The 15,568-nt window shown below is 73.3% G+C and carries 14 protein-coding genes; 8 read left to right on the top strand and 6 right to left on the bottom strand.

Translation table 11 applies throughout. The annotated features are described in order from the left end of the window. The first annotated feature begins 24 nt into the window (after positions 1-24). The gene (locus CHF15_RS31675; RefSeq protein ID WP_143681687.1) at positions 25-2,220 is read left to right on the top strand and encodes an FUSC family protein; all 2,196 of its coding nucleotides are present in this window, start codon (positions 25-27) and stop codon (positions 2,218-2,220) included. Here the strand turns inward: CHF15_RS31675 and CHF15_RS31670 are convergent. Both CHF15_RS31670 and CHF15_RS31665 read right to left on the bottom strand, forming a co-directional pair. After that, positions 2,171-2,686: an HD domain-containing protein gene (locus CHF15_RS31670; RefSeq protein WP_089227429.1), complete on the bottom strand. Its 516-nt coding sequence runs from the start codon at positions 2,684-2,686 to the stop codon at positions 2,171-2,173. The two genes, CHF15_RS31675 and CHF15_RS31670, sit on opposite strands and share 50 nt — an antisense overlap. Before the next feature lie 46 nt (positions 2,687-2,732). After that, on the bottom strand, positions 2,733-3,428 hold the full coding sequence (locus CHF15_RS31665; RefSeq protein ID WP_089227337.1) for a type 1 glutamine amidotransferase domain-containing protein: 696 nt from the start codon (positions 3,426-3,428) through the stop codon (positions 2,733-2,735). Positions 3,429-3,533: 105 nt separating this feature from the next. On the opposite strand from CHF15_RS31665, the gene CHF15_RS31660 reads away from it, so the two are divergent. Continuing rightward, entirely contained in the window at positions 3,534-4,487 is a 954-nt protein-coding gene (locus CHF15_RS31660; protein WP_220093345.1) for a LysR family transcriptional regulator, read from the top strand. 15 nt (positions 4,488-4,502) lie between these two features. On the opposite strand, the gene CHF15_RS31655 is transcribed toward CHF15_RS31660, so the two are convergent. After that, entirely contained in the window at positions 4,503-4,847 is a 345-nt protein-coding gene (locus CHF15_RS31655) for a hypothetical protein (RefSeq protein ID WP_089227335.1), read from the bottom strand. A 118-nt stretch (positions 4,848-4,965) separates the two neighbouring features. Here CHF15_RS31655 and CHF15_RS31650 point away from each other — a divergent pair, with 118 nt between their 5' ends. Beyond that, on the top strand, positions 4,966-5,901 hold the full coding sequence (locus CHF15_RS31650; protein WP_089227428.1) for a MerR family transcriptional regulator: 936 nt from the start codon (positions 4,966-4,968) through the stop codon (positions 5,899-5,901). Between the two features lie 18 nt (positions 5,902-5,919). Here CHF15_RS31650 and CHF15_RS31645 read toward each other — a convergent pair whose 3' ends face one another. Further along, positions 5,920-6,489, bottom strand: a complete 570-nt coding sequence (locus tag CHF15_RS31645; RefSeq protein WP_089227334.1) for a PadR family transcriptional regulator — start codon at positions 6,487-6,489, stop codon at positions 5,920-5,922. Between the two features lie 137 nt (positions 6,490-6,626). Between CHF15_RS31645 and CHF15_RS31640 the strand changes: the two genes are divergently transcribed. Continuing rightward, a complete protein-coding gene (locus CHF15_RS31640) occupies positions 6,627-7,058 on the top strand; it encodes a nuclear transport factor 2 family protein (RefSeq protein WP_089227333.1) in 432 nt (143 codons plus the stop codon). Positions 7,059-7,191: 133 nt separating this feature from the next. After that, positions 7,192-8,202 (top strand): questin oxidase family protein, encoded by a 1,011-nt coding sequence (locus tag CHF15_RS31635; RefSeq protein WP_089227332.1) that lies wholly within the window; start codon positions 7,192-7,194, stop codon positions 8,200-8,202. 44 nt (positions 8,203-8,246) lie between these two features. Here CHF15_RS31635 and CHF15_RS31630 read toward each other — a convergent pair whose 3' ends face one another. Together CHF15_RS31630 and CHF15_RS31625 are read right to left on the bottom strand one after the other, a co-directional pair. Beyond that, a complete protein-coding gene (locus CHF15_RS31630; protein ID WP_245939139.1) occupies positions 8,247-8,909 on the bottom strand; it encodes an HAD family hydrolase in 663 nt (220 codons plus the stop codon). A 47-nt stretch (positions 8,910-8,956) separates the two neighbouring features. Further along, the gene (locus tag CHF15_RS31625) at positions 8,957-9,919 is read right to left on the bottom strand and encodes a lytic polysaccharide monooxygenase (RefSeq protein ID WP_245939138.1); all 963 of its coding nucleotides are present in this window, start codon (positions 9,917-9,919) and stop codon (positions 8,957-8,959) included. A 186-nt stretch (positions 9,920-10,105) separates the two neighbouring features. Between CHF15_RS31625 and CHF15_RS31620 the strand changes: the two genes are divergently transcribed. From CHF15_RS31620 to CHF15_RS31610, 3 genes are all read left to right on the top strand, one after another. Next, a complete protein-coding gene (locus tag CHF15_RS31620; RefSeq protein ID WP_089227330.1) occupies positions 10,106-11,731 on the top strand; it encodes a serine/threonine-protein kinase in 1,626 nt (541 codons plus the stop codon). Beyond that, positions 11,728-12,519 (top strand): hypothetical protein, encoded by a 792-nt coding sequence (locus CHF15_RS31615; RefSeq protein ID WP_179280057.1) that lies wholly within the window; start codon positions 11,728-11,730, stop codon positions 12,517-12,519. Before CHF15_RS31620 ends, CHF15_RS31615 begins: the two co-directional genes overlap by 4 nt. Positions 12,520-12,956: 437 nt before the next feature. Next, positions 12,957-15,560 carry a Pls/PosA family non-ribosomal peptide synthetase gene (locus tag CHF15_RS31610; RefSeq protein ID WP_089227426.1) on the top strand — a complete coding sequence of 868 codons (2,604 nt, stop codon included), beginning with the start codon at positions 12,957-12,959 and terminating at the stop codon, positions 15,558-15,560. Positions 15,561-15,568 lie beyond the last annotated feature (8 nt).

The raw sequence follows: 15,568 nt of genomic DNA, 5'->3' as shown, positions 1-15,568 counted from the left end.
ACCTGAGCAGCGAGGAGGCCGCGGGTGCCCGGTCGCGGTGGGCTGGAGTGGGTGCGGGCCCGTGATCCGGGTCTTCGGGCGGTGCGCCGTTCCGCTCGGGTGACGCTGGTGGCGTGCCTGAGCTTCTTTGTGGCGCGCTACGGCTTCGGCGACCCGGTCGTCGCGATCTACGCCCTCTTCGGCGCGGTCGCCTCCGGCGCCCTGTCGTACGTGCCGGGTACGCCGCGTGAGCGTGCCCGGACGCTGCTGGCCGCGCTGCCGGTGGCCGCGCTGCTGGTGGCCCTGGGCACGGCGCTGGCCGTGAGCGACTGGACGGCGGCGCTGGGGATGCTCGGGGTCGGCTTCGCGGTGACGTACGCGGGGGTGGGCGGGCCGAAGCTGGTCGGGCTCGCGAACGGCCTGCAGTTGTTCTACATCCTGCCGTGCTTCCCCCCGTACCAGCCGGAGACGCTGGGCCTGCGGCTGTCCGGTCTGGTGGTCGGTGTGCTGCTGATGGCGGCGGCCGAGGTCTGCGTGTGGCCGGATCCCTCACCGGGCCGCTACCAGGACCGGCTCGCCCAGGCGTGCGAGGCCGCGGCGGACGCCCTGCAGTCGCTGGCGCTGGAGCCCCCGGTGGTGCGGGAGCGGTCGGAGGGCCTGCTGGAGACGGCGCAGCGGTTGCGCATGAGCCATGTGCCGAAGGACGAGCGGCCGGTGTCCGCGGGGGCCCGCGACCGGGCGCTGTGCCAGGGCGCCGCGTATCTGCGGCACCTGCTGGCGCAGACCGGGCAGTTGGCGGACGACGCGGCGGAGCGCCCGCCGGCCCCCGACGCCGCGCGGTCGCGGATGCTGCTGGCCTCGGCCACCGCCTGCCACAGCGCCGCCCGGGCCCTGCGGGGCGAGGCGCCGGCGCCCCTGGTCGCCCCGTGCGCGGCCACCGCGGAGGCCTTCGAGGCGCACCGGGCCCGCCGGCCGGTGTCCGGGGCGGCCTCCGCGACGACGGTGCGGGACGGGGCGATCGCGCTCGACATCGCGTACACCGCGGCCTTCCTGGTCACGTCGGTGCGGATCGCGCTCGGCGCGCCGGTGCGGTCCGAGGCGACGCGGCCCACGGAGGGACCGGGACCGTTCTGGTACGCGGGGCAGTCGCCCGTCAGGCTGTACGGGCACCGGATGCGGGCGCATCTCACGCCGCGCTCGGTCTACTTCCAGAACGCCGTGCGCATCGCGCTGGCGCTGGCCGCGGCGCGGCTGATCGCCGGCGGGCTCGACCTGTCGCACGGCTTCTGGGCACTGCTGACCACGCTGACGGTGATGCGCACCAGTGCCGCCGGCACCCGTACGACCGTGGTCCCCGCGGTACGGGGCACGCTGGTCGGGGCCGGGGTGGCGGCGCTGCTGCTGGTGTTCGTGGGCGACCACCCGCTGGTGTACGCCGTGGCGATGCCGCCGGTGTTCTTCCTGGCGTTCACCGCGGGGCCGCTGCTCGGACTCGGCTGGGGCCAGGCCTTCTTCACGGTCGCGGTGGCCACCGCCTTCACGCAGATCGCCCCCGCGGGTCCCGAACTCGCCGCGTTCCGGATCGCGGACGTGGTGACGGGCGTGCTGACCGGCACCCTCGTCGGGCTGCTGGCCTGGCCGCGGGGCGGCACGGGCGAGCTGGGGCGGGCCTGTTCGCGGCTGCTGGACCAGGGCACCCGGGCGGTCACCCAGATCACCGACTGCATCACCGGCACGGGGACGATGGGCGACGCGCTGCCGAGGGCCCGGCTCGCCCAGCTGATCGCTGAGGCGAGTTACGCGCAGTTCGCGACCGAACGCGACACTCCCGGGGCCGGGCCCGCCCTGCCGACGGATTTCCAGGCGATCATGCTGGCCGGGAACCGGGTGCTGACCATGGGGCAGACCCTGGTGGACCACTGCCCTCCGGGCGCGCTGGCGGCGTGGCCGCTGAGTGCCGCCCACCTGCGGGACGCGGCCCACCATCTGCGGCTGACGACGCTGCCGCTGACGTACGACCTGCGCTCGGGGACCATGCGTCCGGCGCCCGACGAGTCACCGCGGCGGAGCGTGCCCACGGACCGCACCGTCATCGCCGACGTCTGCGCGGCCTCGGGCGGCCGGGCACCGGACCCGCTGCTGTACTACGCCGTGGACGCCGCGATCTGGCTGGCCAGCCTGCAGCGGGTGGTCACCGCGGTCCGCCGGCCGGCGGAAGATCCGGCAGCAGCGCGGTGTTGACGACCGCGAGGATGGCGGCCACGTCCTCGCGGGGCACCGCGGGCCACAGAACGGCCCGTGCGCGGCGGTACTTGGCGGCCAGCCGCAGCCGTTGCGCCTCGTCGAGGCGCGCGGCCCGGTCCGGACGGCTGTTGTGGGCGTTGTCGGCGATCTTGACCAGGGCCGCGTCGCGGGAGGCGGCGATCCGCCGCAGCTTCTCCTCGTAGGGCACGCCGGGCTCGTTGGTGACCTGCTCGACGATGCCGACGACCCGGTCCGGGACGCCGGCGGCGCGCAGCCGGCCGGCGGTCCAGGGGGTGTCCTCGACGACGTCGTGCAGGAGCCCGGCCATCTGCAGTTCCGGGCCGAAGGCGGCGAGGCCCGCCGCGACCGCCCGGACGTGCTCGATGTAGGGCACGCCGATGCGGTCGGTCTGGCCCTCGTGCGCCAGGCGGGCCAGGGCCTCGGCGTCGGCCACGCTGTCCATCTCCATGGCACCCCATCCTCGGGGGCGCGGGCGGGCCGGTCCAGCCTCAGTCCAGCGCGGCGAGCAGGCGCTCGGCCAGCGGACCGGAGGAGGCAGGGTTCTGACCGGTGATCAGGTTGCGGTCGGCCACCACGTGGGGCGCCCAGGGCTCGCCCTCCTGGAAGTCCGCCCCGAGGGCGACCAGCCGGTCCTGCAGGAGCCAGGGGGCGCGGTCCGCGAGCCCGGCCTGGGTCTCCTCGGCATCGGTGAAGGCGGTCAGCCGGTAGCCGGCGAACGGCCAGGCGCCGTCGGCCCGTTCGGCGGCGAGCAGGGCCGCGGGGCCGTGGCAGACGACGCCGAGCGGCTTGCCCGAGTCGAGGGCGGCGGTCAGCAGGCGGCCGGAGACCGGGTCGACGGCGAGGTCCTCCATCGGGCCGTGCCCGCCGGGGTAGAACACCGCGGCGTAGTCGTCGAGATCCGCCTCCTCCAGCTTGATCGGGTGCCGCAGCGCCGTCATCGCCTCCAGTTCCTCGGCGACCGCCCGGGCGCCCTCCTCGCCGCCGTTGAACGCGGGGGCCAGACTCCCCCGGTCCACGGCCGGGACGACGCCGCCCGGGGTGGCGACGACGACCTCGTGCCCCGCGGCGGTGAGGACGCGGTGCGGGGTCACGGCCTCCTCCGCCCAGAAGCCGGTCGGGTGCTCGGTGCCGTCGGACAGCGTCCAGGACGAGGCGCCGGTCAGGACGAACAGGATCTTCGCCATGTGAGGTCTCCTTGGGGTGTCGGTTGCGGCCGGCCCGCGTCGCGGCGGGCCGGACAGCACGACGGTAGGACGGGTCACCCATCGGATTCCAATAGGATCGCCATCATGAGCCATACGGATTCCAATGGGTCTCCGGGAATGCGCCCGGAACACCGGGCCGCGGGGGGTTCGCTGGACCTGACCCTGCTGCGCACGTTCCTCGCGGTGCACCGCTCCGGCTCGTTCACCGCGGCCGCCCGGCTCCTGGGACTGTCCCAGCCGACGGTGACCACCCAGATCCGTACGCTCGAAGGACAGCTGGACCGGGAGCTCTTCGAGCGGCTGCCCCGCGGGGTCGCCGCCACGCCCTTCGCCGACGAGCTCGCCGGCCGGGTGGCCGAACCGCTCGACGCGCTCGCCGCCGTCGCCGAGCGCGGGCACGGCGACCCGGACGTCCCGGCCGAGCCGGTCCGCCTCGGGGGCCCGGCGGAGCTGCTGTGCGAGCGTGTGCTGCCGGCGCTGGCCCCGCTCGTCGAGCGCGGGGTACGGCTGCGGATCGGTACCGGGCTCACCGACGACCTGCTGGAGTCGCTGCGGGCCGGACAGCACGACCTGGTGATCTCCACGCACCGCCCGCGCGGCCGGCTGCTCAGCGCCGTCCCCCTGATGGACGAGGAGTTCGTACTGGTGGCCGCCCCGTCGCGGGCCGCCCGGCTGGACGTGGCGTCCGGCGGGCCCGGCGCGCTGAGCGGCGTCCCGCTCGTCTCGTACGCCGAGGACCTGCCGATCGCCCGCCGCTACTGGCGCCATGTGTTCGGCCGCCGGCTCACCGGCCAGGCCGCCGTGACCGTACCCGACCTGCGGGGCGTGCTGGCCGCCGTCGCCGCCGGCGCGGGCTTCACCGTCCTCCCCCGCTACCTGTGCGCCGCCGCTCTGGCCGAGGGGACGCTCGTGCCGCTGCTGGAACCCGACGACCCGCCCATCAACACCGCCCACCTCGTCCAGCGCCCGGGCGCCGGCCACCACCCGCACCTCGGCCTCGTCCGCGACCTGCTGCTGCGCGAGGCCCGCGCGTGGTGAGGCGCGGTGCGGTGGTCACGAAGCGAGCAGCCTCAGGGCGAGCACCGACGCCGGCACGAGCCACCCCGTCAGGAAGACCGCCTGCACGCCCGCGGCGGCCGTGACGCCGCGGCGCATCAGGACCACGGCCGTACCGGCGAAGTAGACGGCCGGCAGGCCGAGGACGGAGCCGTACACGGCGAGGTCGACGGCGTCGGGCCCGGGGCAGCCCGGCCCGTCGAGGCAGAAAGTGTGGGTCACCTCCCACAGACCGACCGCGACGTACGTGGCGACGGCCAGGAGGAGGCTGGTGAGGAACATCCCGACGGCGGTCCGGTTCTCGGCGCGCCGTGTCGGGAAGCGATCGACCGGAGGAGTCATGACGCGAGTCTGGAAGCCGCGGCGGGATCGCACCTGAGTACGGGCACTCAAGCGCGGGGCCGCACCCTCGGGGCGGGAGCTTGAGTCTCCCGCGGCGGGAGACCCCAGGATGGCGGACATGGACGACGACACCCTCCACACCATCGGTGACCTGGCCCGGCTGACCGGTCTGACCGTGAAGACCATCCGGTACTGGTCGGACACCGGAGTGGTGCCGCCGACCGATCGGACACCCGCCGGCTACCGGCTCTACGACCGGGCCGCGCTGGACCGCCTGGCCCTCGTGCGCACACTGCGCGACCTCGGCATCGACCTCGCGTCCGTCCACTCCATCCTGGACAGCCGGGTCACCGTCGCCGAGGTCGCCGCGGCCCACGCCGAGGCCCTGGAGGTGCAGATCCGCACCCTGCGGATCCGCCAGGCGGTGCTGCGGACGGTCGCGGGGCGCGGGGCCTCACCACAGGAGACGGAACTGATGCACCGACTCGCCACCCTCTCGGACCGTGAACGCCGCCGCCTCGTCGACGAGTTCGTCGACCACATCGTGAGCGGCATCGACGTCGACCCCGGATTCCCGGCCATGATGCGCGCCGCGCTGCCCGAACTCCCCGACGACGCCTCGCCGGAGCAGGTGGGCGCCTGGGTGGAGCTGGCGGAGCTGATCCAGGACGAGGCCTTCAGGGCCGGCGTCCGCCGGGCCGTCGCCGACCAGAGCCACACGCTCGCGGACGGCGGACGGCCGGACCCGGCGGCGGCCCGCCGGACGGCAGAGTTGCTGCGCGAGCGCGCCGGCGGCGCGGTGGCCGCGGGCATCGACCCGGCCTCGCCGACGGCCCGTCCGGTCGTGGAGGAACTCGTCGCCGCCTACGCGGAGTTGTCCGGCCGTACGGACGGTCCCGAGTTCCGGTCGTGGCTGGCCGAACGGCTGGAGATCTCCCACGACTCCCGCTATGAGCGCTACTGGCAGCTGCTGGCGCGGGTGGGCGGCCAGGAGGCACCCCCCGCGCTGTCCCCGGCGGTCGCCTGGCTGACGGCAGCCCTGCGGGCGGGCTGAGCCGGGCTCGGCAGGCCGTCAGCGCTCCTCCGCGACGCGGGCCCGCCGCCGCAGGACCTCGGCGGCCCGCCGGCACCAGTCCCGGTTGCCCTCCTCGAAGGCGAGGCCCCGCAGACAGGTGAGGTACGGGCCGACGCGGCGGCCGCGGCCGAGGAACTCCTCCTCGCCGCGGTCGCCGCGCATCCGTGCGAGAAGCCGTTCGAACAGCTCGATCTTGGCGTCGGCGAAGGCGGCCCGCTCGCCGAGCCGGGCGATCAGCTCCCCGGCGTCGACGACGTCGGCGGCCTGCACCGCCACCAGCAGGTCGTCGCGGATGAAGGAGGGTTTGCCGACCGCCGCCGCGAAGCGCTCCAGCTCGCCGACCCCGTCCTCGGTGACGTGGAAGAGGCGCTTGTTGGGCCGGCTGTCCTGGACGACCTCCCGGCCCGCGATCAGCCCCTCCTTCTCGAGCCTGGCCAGTTCGGCGTAGAGCTGCTGCGGCAGGGCGTGCCAGAAGTTGGCCACGCCGATGTCGAACGCCTTCGTCAGCTCGTAGCCGCTGAGCTCCCCGTCCAGGAGCGCGGCCAGTACCGCGTGCCGCAGGGCCATCCCGGCTCCCCTTCCGTCCGCCCGTCCCGGCGTGCCGTTCCGCGCTCTTCCGTGTGGACGCTCCCCATGATACTCAAGAATCTGACTAATCAATTTTCTGAGTGCCGGTGTCCGGAGCCGGACGACCAGGAGGAGCCATGACCGCCGCCGAACGCTTCCGGTCCGCCGTCGAGCGCAGCGATCTCAGCGCGCTGGACGAGCTGTTCCACGACGACGTCCGTCTGTACAGCCCCGTGAAGTTCACCCCGTTCGAGGGCAAGCCCATGGTGATGGGGCTCTTCGGTGTCCTGCTGCGCACCTTCGAGGACTTCCACTACGTGGGGACCCTGGACGGCACGGTCGAGACCAGCGCCGACGGCACCGGGGCACCGTCGACCGTGCTGGTGTTCCGCGCCACCGTGGGCGGCAGGAGCATCCACGGCATCGACCTGCTGCAGGTCGACGAGGCGGGCCTGATCAAGGAGTTCACCGTGATGGTGCGCCCGCAGTCCGCGGTGCACGCGCTCGGGGAGGCCGTCCTGGCCGGCCTCGTCGCCGACGGCCTCGTCCCGGCACCCGTAGCACCGTAGGCGCACGGCACCGGGCACGAGCGCGCCGGATACGAGCGCGCCGGATACGAGCGCGCCCGGGCGGCGGACCTAGGCCGGGTCTTACGTCCCTGGCCGGTTACGCCGCCCGGGTGATCCGCCTACCGTCTTGGCCATGGATACGACAGGGACCCTGGACGAGGCGCTCCAGCGGCTGCACGGATCGGGGCCCGAACGGCTCGGACGGCTCACCAACCACGCGCCGATGGCCGTCGAGGCCCTCGCCGCCCGCGGGCAGGCCGCTGCCGTGCACCGCTGGCTCGACCTGTACGCGCGCAAGCTCGAGGAGTTCCCCTCCGGCGTCGAGCCGGTCACGGCCGCCGACTGGCGCTCCGCGCTCGGCGATCCACGCCGCGCCGCCGACTGGATCGGCTACTTCGGGCGCGAGATCGCCGAGCACCCCTGGCAGGAGGTTCTGACGCAGTGGTGGCCGCGGCTGCTGCCCGGCCTGTACGGCGGCTCGACGCATCCGGTGATCCGGGTGGGCCACGCCGTACGCACCCTGCTGGCCGGCGAGGCCACCGCGCCCCGTCTGGCCGAACTCGCCCACGGCCTCGGCTACTGGGCCGCCCGCCACCACCCCGTCGCGGGTCTCGCCCCGCTGCCCGGCGCGGGCAGCGCGGCCGCGGCTCTCGACGCGGTGGCGCCCATCGCCGTACGGGACGGCGGCTTCCCGGCGCGGCTCGGCCGCGTCACAGGCCTGCCGGTGTGGGCGGCCTCCGTCACGGACCCGGACGAGGCCCTCACCCGCCTGACCGAACTGGTGCGTGCGGCCACCCACCGGTACGCCACGCATGGCCACGGTGAGGAGACGATGCTGGTCCACGCCGCCACCGCCCCCAACGCCGTCCTGCGCACCCTGCCCGCCCTCCCCCGCGCCCTGTGGGTGCCGAGCCTGCGGGCCGCCTGGAAGGCCTCCGCGACGGTGACCGCGATGTACGCGCCGGACGCGCCCGTCGCGTACACCCCGCAGGGCACGTTCACCCCCGAGGAGGTCTTCGAACGGGCCCTGGCACACGGCGACGAACACGTCCTCAAACTGACCGACACGGCCCTGGACGTCGGGGACGAACAGGCCCTGGCGGCCGCCCTGCGCTCCGTCGAGCTGAGCGAACCGCTGCGGTAGGCGGCCGTCCTCCGGACCGCGCTCCGGGGCCGCGCTCCGGGCCGTCAACCGGTGGCGGAGACCATGCGGCCCAGAGCGGGAAGCACGCTGCGCAGGTCGCCGTCGTCCACCGTGACGGTCGCCGCGTCGCGCGCTCCCGCCGAGGCGTTGAACGCCACGCTCAACCCGACGGACGCGAACAGCGGGAGGTCGGAGCGGCTGTCCCCGACGGCCCCGCACTCACGGGGATCCAGCCCCAACTGCCGTGCCTGCGCGAGGGCGACGTCCCGTTTGTCGTACTCGTCGAAGTGACTGGCGACCCGGCCCGTGAACCGGCCGCCGGCCGTCTCGAGGCGCGGCCCCCCGAACGCGTGGAAGCCGAACCGCCGGGCCAGATGACCGCCGACGGGTGACCAGGCGAGCGTCGCCAGGATGGGCACCAGCCGGTTCCGCCGGCACCAGGCGACGGTCTCGGCGATGCCCGGCACCAGGGGAAGCCCGTCGAGCCAGCCGGAGACCCGCTCGGCGGAAACCCCCGCCCAGCCCGCGGCATCCAGCTCGGAGACCTGACGGTTGTTCAGTTCACCAGCTGCGTAGGCGTCTTCGGCCCGGGCCAGCTCCTCCCGGTGGCCGAGGAAGCCGGCCAGATGGACGGACGAACTCGTACCCGGGACGAGGGTGCCGTCGACGTCGAAGAACACGGCACCGGCGAGATCGGACGAGGACACCGCGCCAGGATCCCACGACCCCGGCGAGCGGCCCCGGGCGGCCCGGCCTACCGGCGCCGGGTGCCAGGCGAGCGGCGCAGCCGGAACAGCAGGGCGACCGCGGCCATGCCGCCCAGCAGGGTGGCGCTGCCGAGGGCCAGCAGGGTGCGTCCCGGTCCCTGGCTCTCGGCGGCCACGGGCCGGGTGGCCGGGGTGTGGACCGCGTCCCGCGGGGAGGCCGGCACGGCCGCAGCGGATTCGGCGGTCCGGGCGGCGGAGGGGGACGCCGCGTCCCGGGAGGCCGTGGCCGTGGGGCTCGCGGAGGTCGCCGTCGCCGAGGGCCTGGCGGGCTTCGCCGGCTTGGCGGGTTTGGCCGGCGCCTTTGCCGCGGCCGGGAAGACGACGTCCGAACAGGAGTAATAGGTGTCGGGCGTCGAGGAGTTCTGCCAGATCGTGAAGAGGACGTGCCGCCCGGTGCGGTCCGAGGGCAGCCGCCCGCCGATGCGGTAGGCGCCGCCGGACACGGGCGGGTCGGTGACCTTCACGAAGGGGTCGCTCGCGAGCGCCGACCAGGTCAGCGGCCGGGTCGGGTCGTAGCCCTCCTTGGTGAGGTACAGCCGGAACGTGCCCTGGTGCGGGATGGTCGTGCCGTACGCCATGGTGAAGGCGGCGCCCGGGGTCAGGCGGGTGACCGGCCAGTCGGCGCGCGGCAGGTCCAGGCCGCGGAAGGCGGCCAGCCCGCCGCTGCAGAGCTTCCCGTCCGGGATCACCTGGCGGTCGCGGCCGGCGACCCCGGCGACCCGGAGGTTGTCCCAGTCCGCGAAGGGCCGGCTCCCGCCGTTGGCGGCCGCGGCGGCACGGCAGGCGGCCGTCCCCACGTACTGTCCGCTTCCGGACGCGCACGCCGCGGCGCGGCTGACCGGGGACACCGGTGCGCCGTGGGCGGCGGCCGGTCCCGCCAGGGCCATCGGCAGCACGACGACGGCCGTGCCTGCGACGACGGAGCTGAGCACGTGGCGCGATGGGGCCATGCAGGCCGCCTCCCCTGTTGCCGTTCGGTTGATCGGAACGCACGTCCCCCCGTAGTACGGACGGTCGGCGGGGGGTGTTCAGCCGGGTGGGGGGTTCCCCGGGAACCGGTCGCGGAGGAATCGTGTCTGTTGAGGAAAAGTCGACGCGGTCGCCGGCACCGCGCCACGTTCAGGGGGGACAACTGAATGAGCGGCTGGAGGGCTCCCGGGTACACCGAGACCAGAGAGCTGGGCTCGGGCGGCGGCGGTCGCGTGGTGCTCGCGTCCCATGACGCCACGTCAGCGCCCGTCGCGATCAAGTACCTGAGCGACGAACTCCGGGCCGATCCGGAGTTCCTCCAGGAGTTCCGCGCCGAGGCACAGTTGCTGGGAGGTCTCGATACACCGTATGTCGTCAGTCTGTACGAGTACGTGGAGGGTCCCCGGGGTGCCGCGATCGTCATGGAGCTGGTCGACGGCTTACCGCTGAGGGCGCTCCTCCGGCAGGAAGGAGCCACCGGGCCCGAGGCCGCTCTGGTGGTGCTCAAGGGGTCGTTGCTGGGCCTCGGCGCCGCCCACCGCACCGGTGTGGTGCACCGCGACTACAAACCGGAGAACGTCCTGGTCGCGGTGGACGGATCGTCGAAGCTGGTCGACTTCGGCATCGCCTTGCGCAGCGGGACCCAAGGGGCCGTGGCGGGAACGCCCGCCTACATGGCCCCCGAGCAGTGGAACGGGCGTACGGCGTCGCCCGCGACGGATGTGTACGCGGCGACGGCGACCTTCTACGAGTGCCTCACCGGCAGCAAGCCCTTCCGAGGCGACAACTTCGCCGAACTGGCCGTACAGCACATCGAGGCCCCGGTGCCGGTGGAGCGGGCTCCGGAAGCGGTACGCGGCCTGATCCTCCGCGGGATGGCGAAGGACCCGGAGGAGCGTCCGGCCGACGCCGAGGCGTTCGTCGCGGAACTGGAGGTGATCGCGGGAGCGGCCTACGGGAGCGACTGGGAGGAGCGAGGTCAGCGCAGGCTCGCCGCGCTCGCGGCACTGCTGCCGCTGCTCTTCCCCTCTGCGGGACCGGCGCCGGGGACGGCCGATCTGGCCACGACCCTGGTCCGCGGCGGCGCGCGGCGCCTGACGCGTCAGGGCATGCTCGCCGCGGTGGGCGGATTGATCATCGCCGGCCTGCTGACCTTCGCCGCGGTGGCCTCGGGCGAGGCCCCACGGCAGACGACCGCCAACTGGACAGGGGAAACGACGAGAGCGACCCCGCGCGGCAGCTCCGCCACGCCGGGGACGACGGCTCCACCGGGCAGTCCCTCGCCCGGTCCGACGAGTCCGTCGCCCTCGCAGCCGGAGAGCAGCCCGGCGACCACCGGGCCCACCGCCGTCACCACGCCGACAGCGCCGAGCACGCCGACACCGACCACGACGGTCTCGGCCACGGCCTCCGCGTCCGTGACGACCACGCCGCCGGCGTCGCCCTCCACGTCGCCGACACCGCCGGTGAGCGTGAGCGACGTCTCCGTCACCTCGCTCCGCCAGACGGGTGTATTCAGCGCCTCGGCCACGATCCAGGTGCGCACCAGTGACGCACGCCCGGTGACCGTCACGGTCGCCTGGTACACGAGCGACGCGAAGGGGGAGCGCGGCACCGCCGACGGCGCGCAGACCTTCACCCGCAGCGGCTCGACCTCGTACACCGTCACCGCCGACCACACGTTCCCGCGGGGCAGCGGCTGTTGGTTCGGAGCACTCGCCACCACCGGGCCGGCGGCGGCCAACGGCCAGTCGTTCCAGCAGATCCTCACCCGTGGTTGCGTGATCACGTGAACGGGTCACCCGGCCTCCCGCCGGAGGAGACGGACCGCACCCTCCACCTCGGCCCCGCGGACGCGCCGCCGGCTGACGCGGCACCGCGGGACGCCGCGCCCCAGGACGCCGAACCCGTACGGGCGGCGGCCGACCCCGAGTACAGCGCCACCGTCCTCGCCGAGCACTGGGCGCCGTCCACTCTGCCGACGGCACGGCTGGAACCCGCGGTCAGCGCCGAGGGGGCGGTGCCGACGGTGAAGGCGGGCCCCACCGTCGTCCTCCCAGACCGGGTCGAGGGCGACGTGATGCGGTTCGGGCCCGGTGTCACACCGGCCGCGGCGGCCCGGGCGAACATCGCCGCCGAAGTGTGGCGGGGCCTGATCACCCCGTCCCCGCCGCCGAGGCCGGCAGGCCGCAGGTGGCCGCGGCGGTACGCACTGGCCGCGACGGTGCTGGCGGCGGTGCTGCTCTTCCTCGCCTGGCAGCGCTTCGGCCCGGGCCTCGCGGTGCAGGGGGTGACGGTGACCGCCTCCCCGTCGGCGCCCCCCTGCGACAACACCGTCGACCTCGTCGCGGTGGTCACGACCAACGGCCGCCCGGGCACTATCGGTTACCGATGGCTACGCAACGACGGCACCTCCTCCGACGTGCTGTACGAGGAGGTCCCCAGCGGCCGCCACGAGGCCCGGCTGCACCTGCTGTGGACGTTCCGCGGCCAGGGCACGTACCGGGCGCAGGCGGAACTGCGCATCACCACCCCCGGCCACCGCACCGTCACCACGGGTTTCACATACGACTGCCGGTGACCTCCGGGCCCGCCCGCGCTGCCTGAGCGCGGGCGGGCCCGGCCATATGACGAGGCCTCAGCGAATACCCGTCGCCTTTTAACTCTCTTGACCGGGACGACCACTCTCGGTAGCGCTTATCGCATCTCCGCGACTTTCCCGCAACCTTGCGAATCGATGGTTTTTCCGGCTTTACGGAACGGTACTCGTCGATTCGTCGCGCCTTCTCGAGCATTTGCGCAGTCCAGGGCCGCGACAAGCCACTTCGATCATCTTCGAGTGGCAGTCCGAACGAGGACGGCGGAGACTACGAGGAGCGACATATGGTTGTATGGCGAGAGAAGAGCTCACGACCGCATGGCTTCCGGATTACTCGCTCCGGCCCAGCCGGGGCGCGAGGGACACCGGGTACCGGCCTTACCGGCCGCCCGTGGTCGACTTTTCCTCAAGGAGCTCACATCGTGGAAAAATCTGCAGAGGTCCTGGCGTCGGATCCCGCTTCGGATCCCGATGAATCTTCAACCACCGGGCGCCCCCACGCCGCCCCGGCCGACGGCACGGAAAGGATTCTCGCCGACATTCTGGCGGGCGTCGTGCACACGGACCGGGTGTCGGTCGACAGCCATTTCTTCACGGAGATGGGTGCCGACTCCCTGGTGATGGCGCATTTCTGTGCCCGGGTGCGGAAGCACCAGGATCTGCCGTCGGTGTCGATGAAGGACATCTACCGGTATCCGACGATCAGAAGCCTCGCGGCGTCGATGGCGGACGCCGTGCCGGCCGCTGCCCAGGCCCCCGCCCCGGCGTCGGCCCTCGCCGACGTACCGGTCCCGGAGGCCATCGAGGCGGCCGCCGCCAGGGGTACACCGCGCTACGTGCTCTGCGGCGTGCTGCAGGCACTGTTCTTCCTGGGCTACTCGTACCTCGCCGCGCTCGTGGTGATGAGCGGCGCGGAGTGGATATCCGCCGGCACGAGCCCCTTCGACATGTACCTGCGGTCCGTGGCCTTCGGCGCCGCGGCCCTGGCCGGCCTCTGCGTCCTGCCCATCGCGGGCAAGTGGCTCCTGGTCGGACGGTGGAAGCCGCAGGAGATCCGCATCTGGAGCCTGGCGTACTTCCGGTTCTGGTGCGTGCGGACCCTCATCCGGGCGAACCCCATGGTCCTGTTCGTCGGTTCACCGCTGTACGTGCTGTACCTGCGGGCGCTGGGCGCGCGAATAGGCCGCGGCGTGGCCGTCTTCTCCAAGCACGTCCCGGTCTGCACCGACCTGCTGACCATCGGCGACGGCACGGTGATCCGCAAGGACTCGTACTTCTCCTGCTACCGGGGCCACTCGGGGGCGATCCAGACCGGCCCGGTCACCCTCGGCAAGGAGGTGCTGATCGGCGAGGTGACGGTGCTCGACATCGGCACCGCCATGGGCGACGGCGCCCAACTCGGCCACGCCTCCTCGCTCCACACCGGCCAGAGCGTCCCCGCCGGTGAGCGCTGGCACGGCTCCCCGGCTCAGCCGGGCGCGGCGGACTACCGCGTGGTCGCGCCGGTGGAGTCCGGCAGGAGCCGCCGCGTCACCTACTGCCTGACGCAGTTGCTGATCCTCGTGGGCGTCTCGGTCCCGCTCGCGGTCGGCGGGGTGGCGATCCTGCTCGCCGCGGTCCCGCGGCTGGCCCCCCTGCTGGAGCCGGGCCCGGTGGCCCTGACGACGTGGGCCTTCTACGCCGACGCGCTGGCCGTCTCCTTCGTGCTCTTCTGCGGGACGGTGCTGATCGGCCTGCTGCTCGTCGTCACCGTGCCGCGACTGCTGCACCCGCTCGTGAAGCCCGACACGGTCCACCCGCTCTACGGGTTCCGCTACGGGGTCCACCGGAGCATCGGCTTCCTCACCAACCGGAAGTTCTTCCGCGTCCTGTTCGGCGACAGTTCCGCCGTCGTGCACTACCTGCGCGCCATCGGATACGACCTGTCGCCGGTGGAGCAGACCGGCTCGAATTTCGGGACCGAGGTGAAGCACGAGAATCCGTTCCTGAGCAAGGTCGGCAGCGGCACCATGGTCGCCGACGGACTGTCCATCATGAATGCCGACTACTCGAGCACCTCTTTCCGCGTCACCCGGACGGCGATAGGCCCGCACAATTTCCTGGGCAACCACATCGCCTATCCGCCCCAGGGCAGGACGGGCGAGAACTGCCTGCTGGCCACGAAGGTCATGGTCCCGATCGAGGGGCCGGTCCGGGAGAACGTCGGGCTGCTGGGATCACCCAGCTTCGAGATTCCCCGCACGGTGGACCGGGACAGCAAGTTCGACCACCTGAAGGACGGCGACGCGTTCCGGCGCCTGCTGTCGGACAAGAACAAGCACAACACCGGCACCGCCGTGCTCCATCTGATGCTGCAGTGGCTGCTGCTCTTCCTGGTCGCGCTGACGGCGTCCTGCGCCGCCGACTTCTACCCCACGTACGGCGTCGCCGCCCTGGCCCTCGCGAATGTCGTGGTCATGGTCGTCACCGTCACCTACATCGTGCTCGGCGAGCGGATCGTGACCCGGTTCCGCGGTCTGCGTCCGCTGTACTGCTCGATCTACGACCTCGACTTCTGGCGGCACGAACGCTACTGGAAGGTGACGGCCGCGACGGAGTACCTGAACGTCCTCAACGGCACCCCGTACAAGAACGTCGTCTGGCGTCTGCTCGGAGTGCGCATCGGGCGCCGGGTCTTCGACGACGGCCTCTTCCTCCCGGAGCGCTCCCTGGCCGCCATCGGCGACGACTGCACGCTCAACGCGGGCACCGTGATCCAGAGCCACTCCCAGGAGGACGGCGCCTTCAAGTCCGACCACAGCGCGCTGGGTGCCGGCTGCACCCTCGGGGTCGGCGCCCTCGTCCACTACGGCGTGACCGTCGGCGACGGCGCCGTGATCGCCCCGGACTCCTTCGTGATGAAGGGCGAGGAACTCCCCGCGCACGCCCGGTGGGGCGGCAACCCCGCCCGGGAGATGCCCGAGAACCCGAAGACCCCCGACAGCGGCGGCGCTCGCGCCACCGCGCTGATCAGCGGTGTGTAGCCCCGTGG

The sequence above is a fragment of the Actinacidiphila glaucinigra genome (assembly GCF_900188405.1).
Lineage (GTDB): Bacteria > Actinomycetota > Actinomycetes > Streptomycetales > Streptomycetaceae > Actinacidiphila > Actinacidiphila glaucinigra.
This window is presented reverse-complemented; position numbering and strand designations above follow the sequence as displayed.

Coding starts and splice junctions, on each gene's coding strand:
- CHF15_RS31625 (WP_245939138.1), bottom strand. CDS start 9,919: ATGGCCCCATCGCGCCACGTGCTCAGCTCCGTCGTCGCAGGCACGGCC.
- CHF15_RS31665 (WP_089227337.1), bottom strand. CDS start 3,428: ATGGCGAAGATCCTGTTCGTCCTGACCGGCGCCTCGTCCTGGACGCTG.
- CHF15_RS31645 (WP_089227334.1), bottom strand. CDS start 6,489: ATGGCCCTGCGGCACGCGGTACTGGCCGCGCTCCTGGACGGGGAGCTC.
- CHF15_RS31650 (WP_089227428.1), top strand. CDS start 4,966: ATGGACGACGACACCCTCCACACCATCGGTGACCTGGCCCGGCTGACC.
- CHF15_RS31655 (WP_089227335.1), bottom strand. CDS start 4,847: ATGACTCCTCCGGTCGATCGCTTCCCGACACGGCGCGCCGAGAACCGG.
- CHF15_RS31640 (WP_089227333.1), top strand. CDS start 6,627: ATGACCGCCGCCGAACGCTTCCGGTCCGCCGTCGAGCGCAGCGATCTC.
- CHF15_RS31635 (WP_089227332.1), top strand. CDS start 7,192: ATGGATACGACAGGGACCCTGGACGAGGCGCTCCAGCGGCTGCACGGA.
- CHF15_RS31670 (WP_089227429.1), bottom strand. CDS start 2,686: ATGGACAGCGTGGCCGACGCCGAGGCCCTGGCCCGCCTGGCGCACGAG.
- CHF15_RS31660 (WP_220093345.1), top strand. CDS start 3,534: ATGAGCCATACGGATTCCAATGGGTCTCCGGGAATGCGCCCGGAACAC.
- CHF15_RS31620 (WP_089227330.1), top strand. CDS start 10,106: ATGAGCGGCTGGAGGGCTCCCGGGTACACCGAGACCAGAGAGCTGGGC.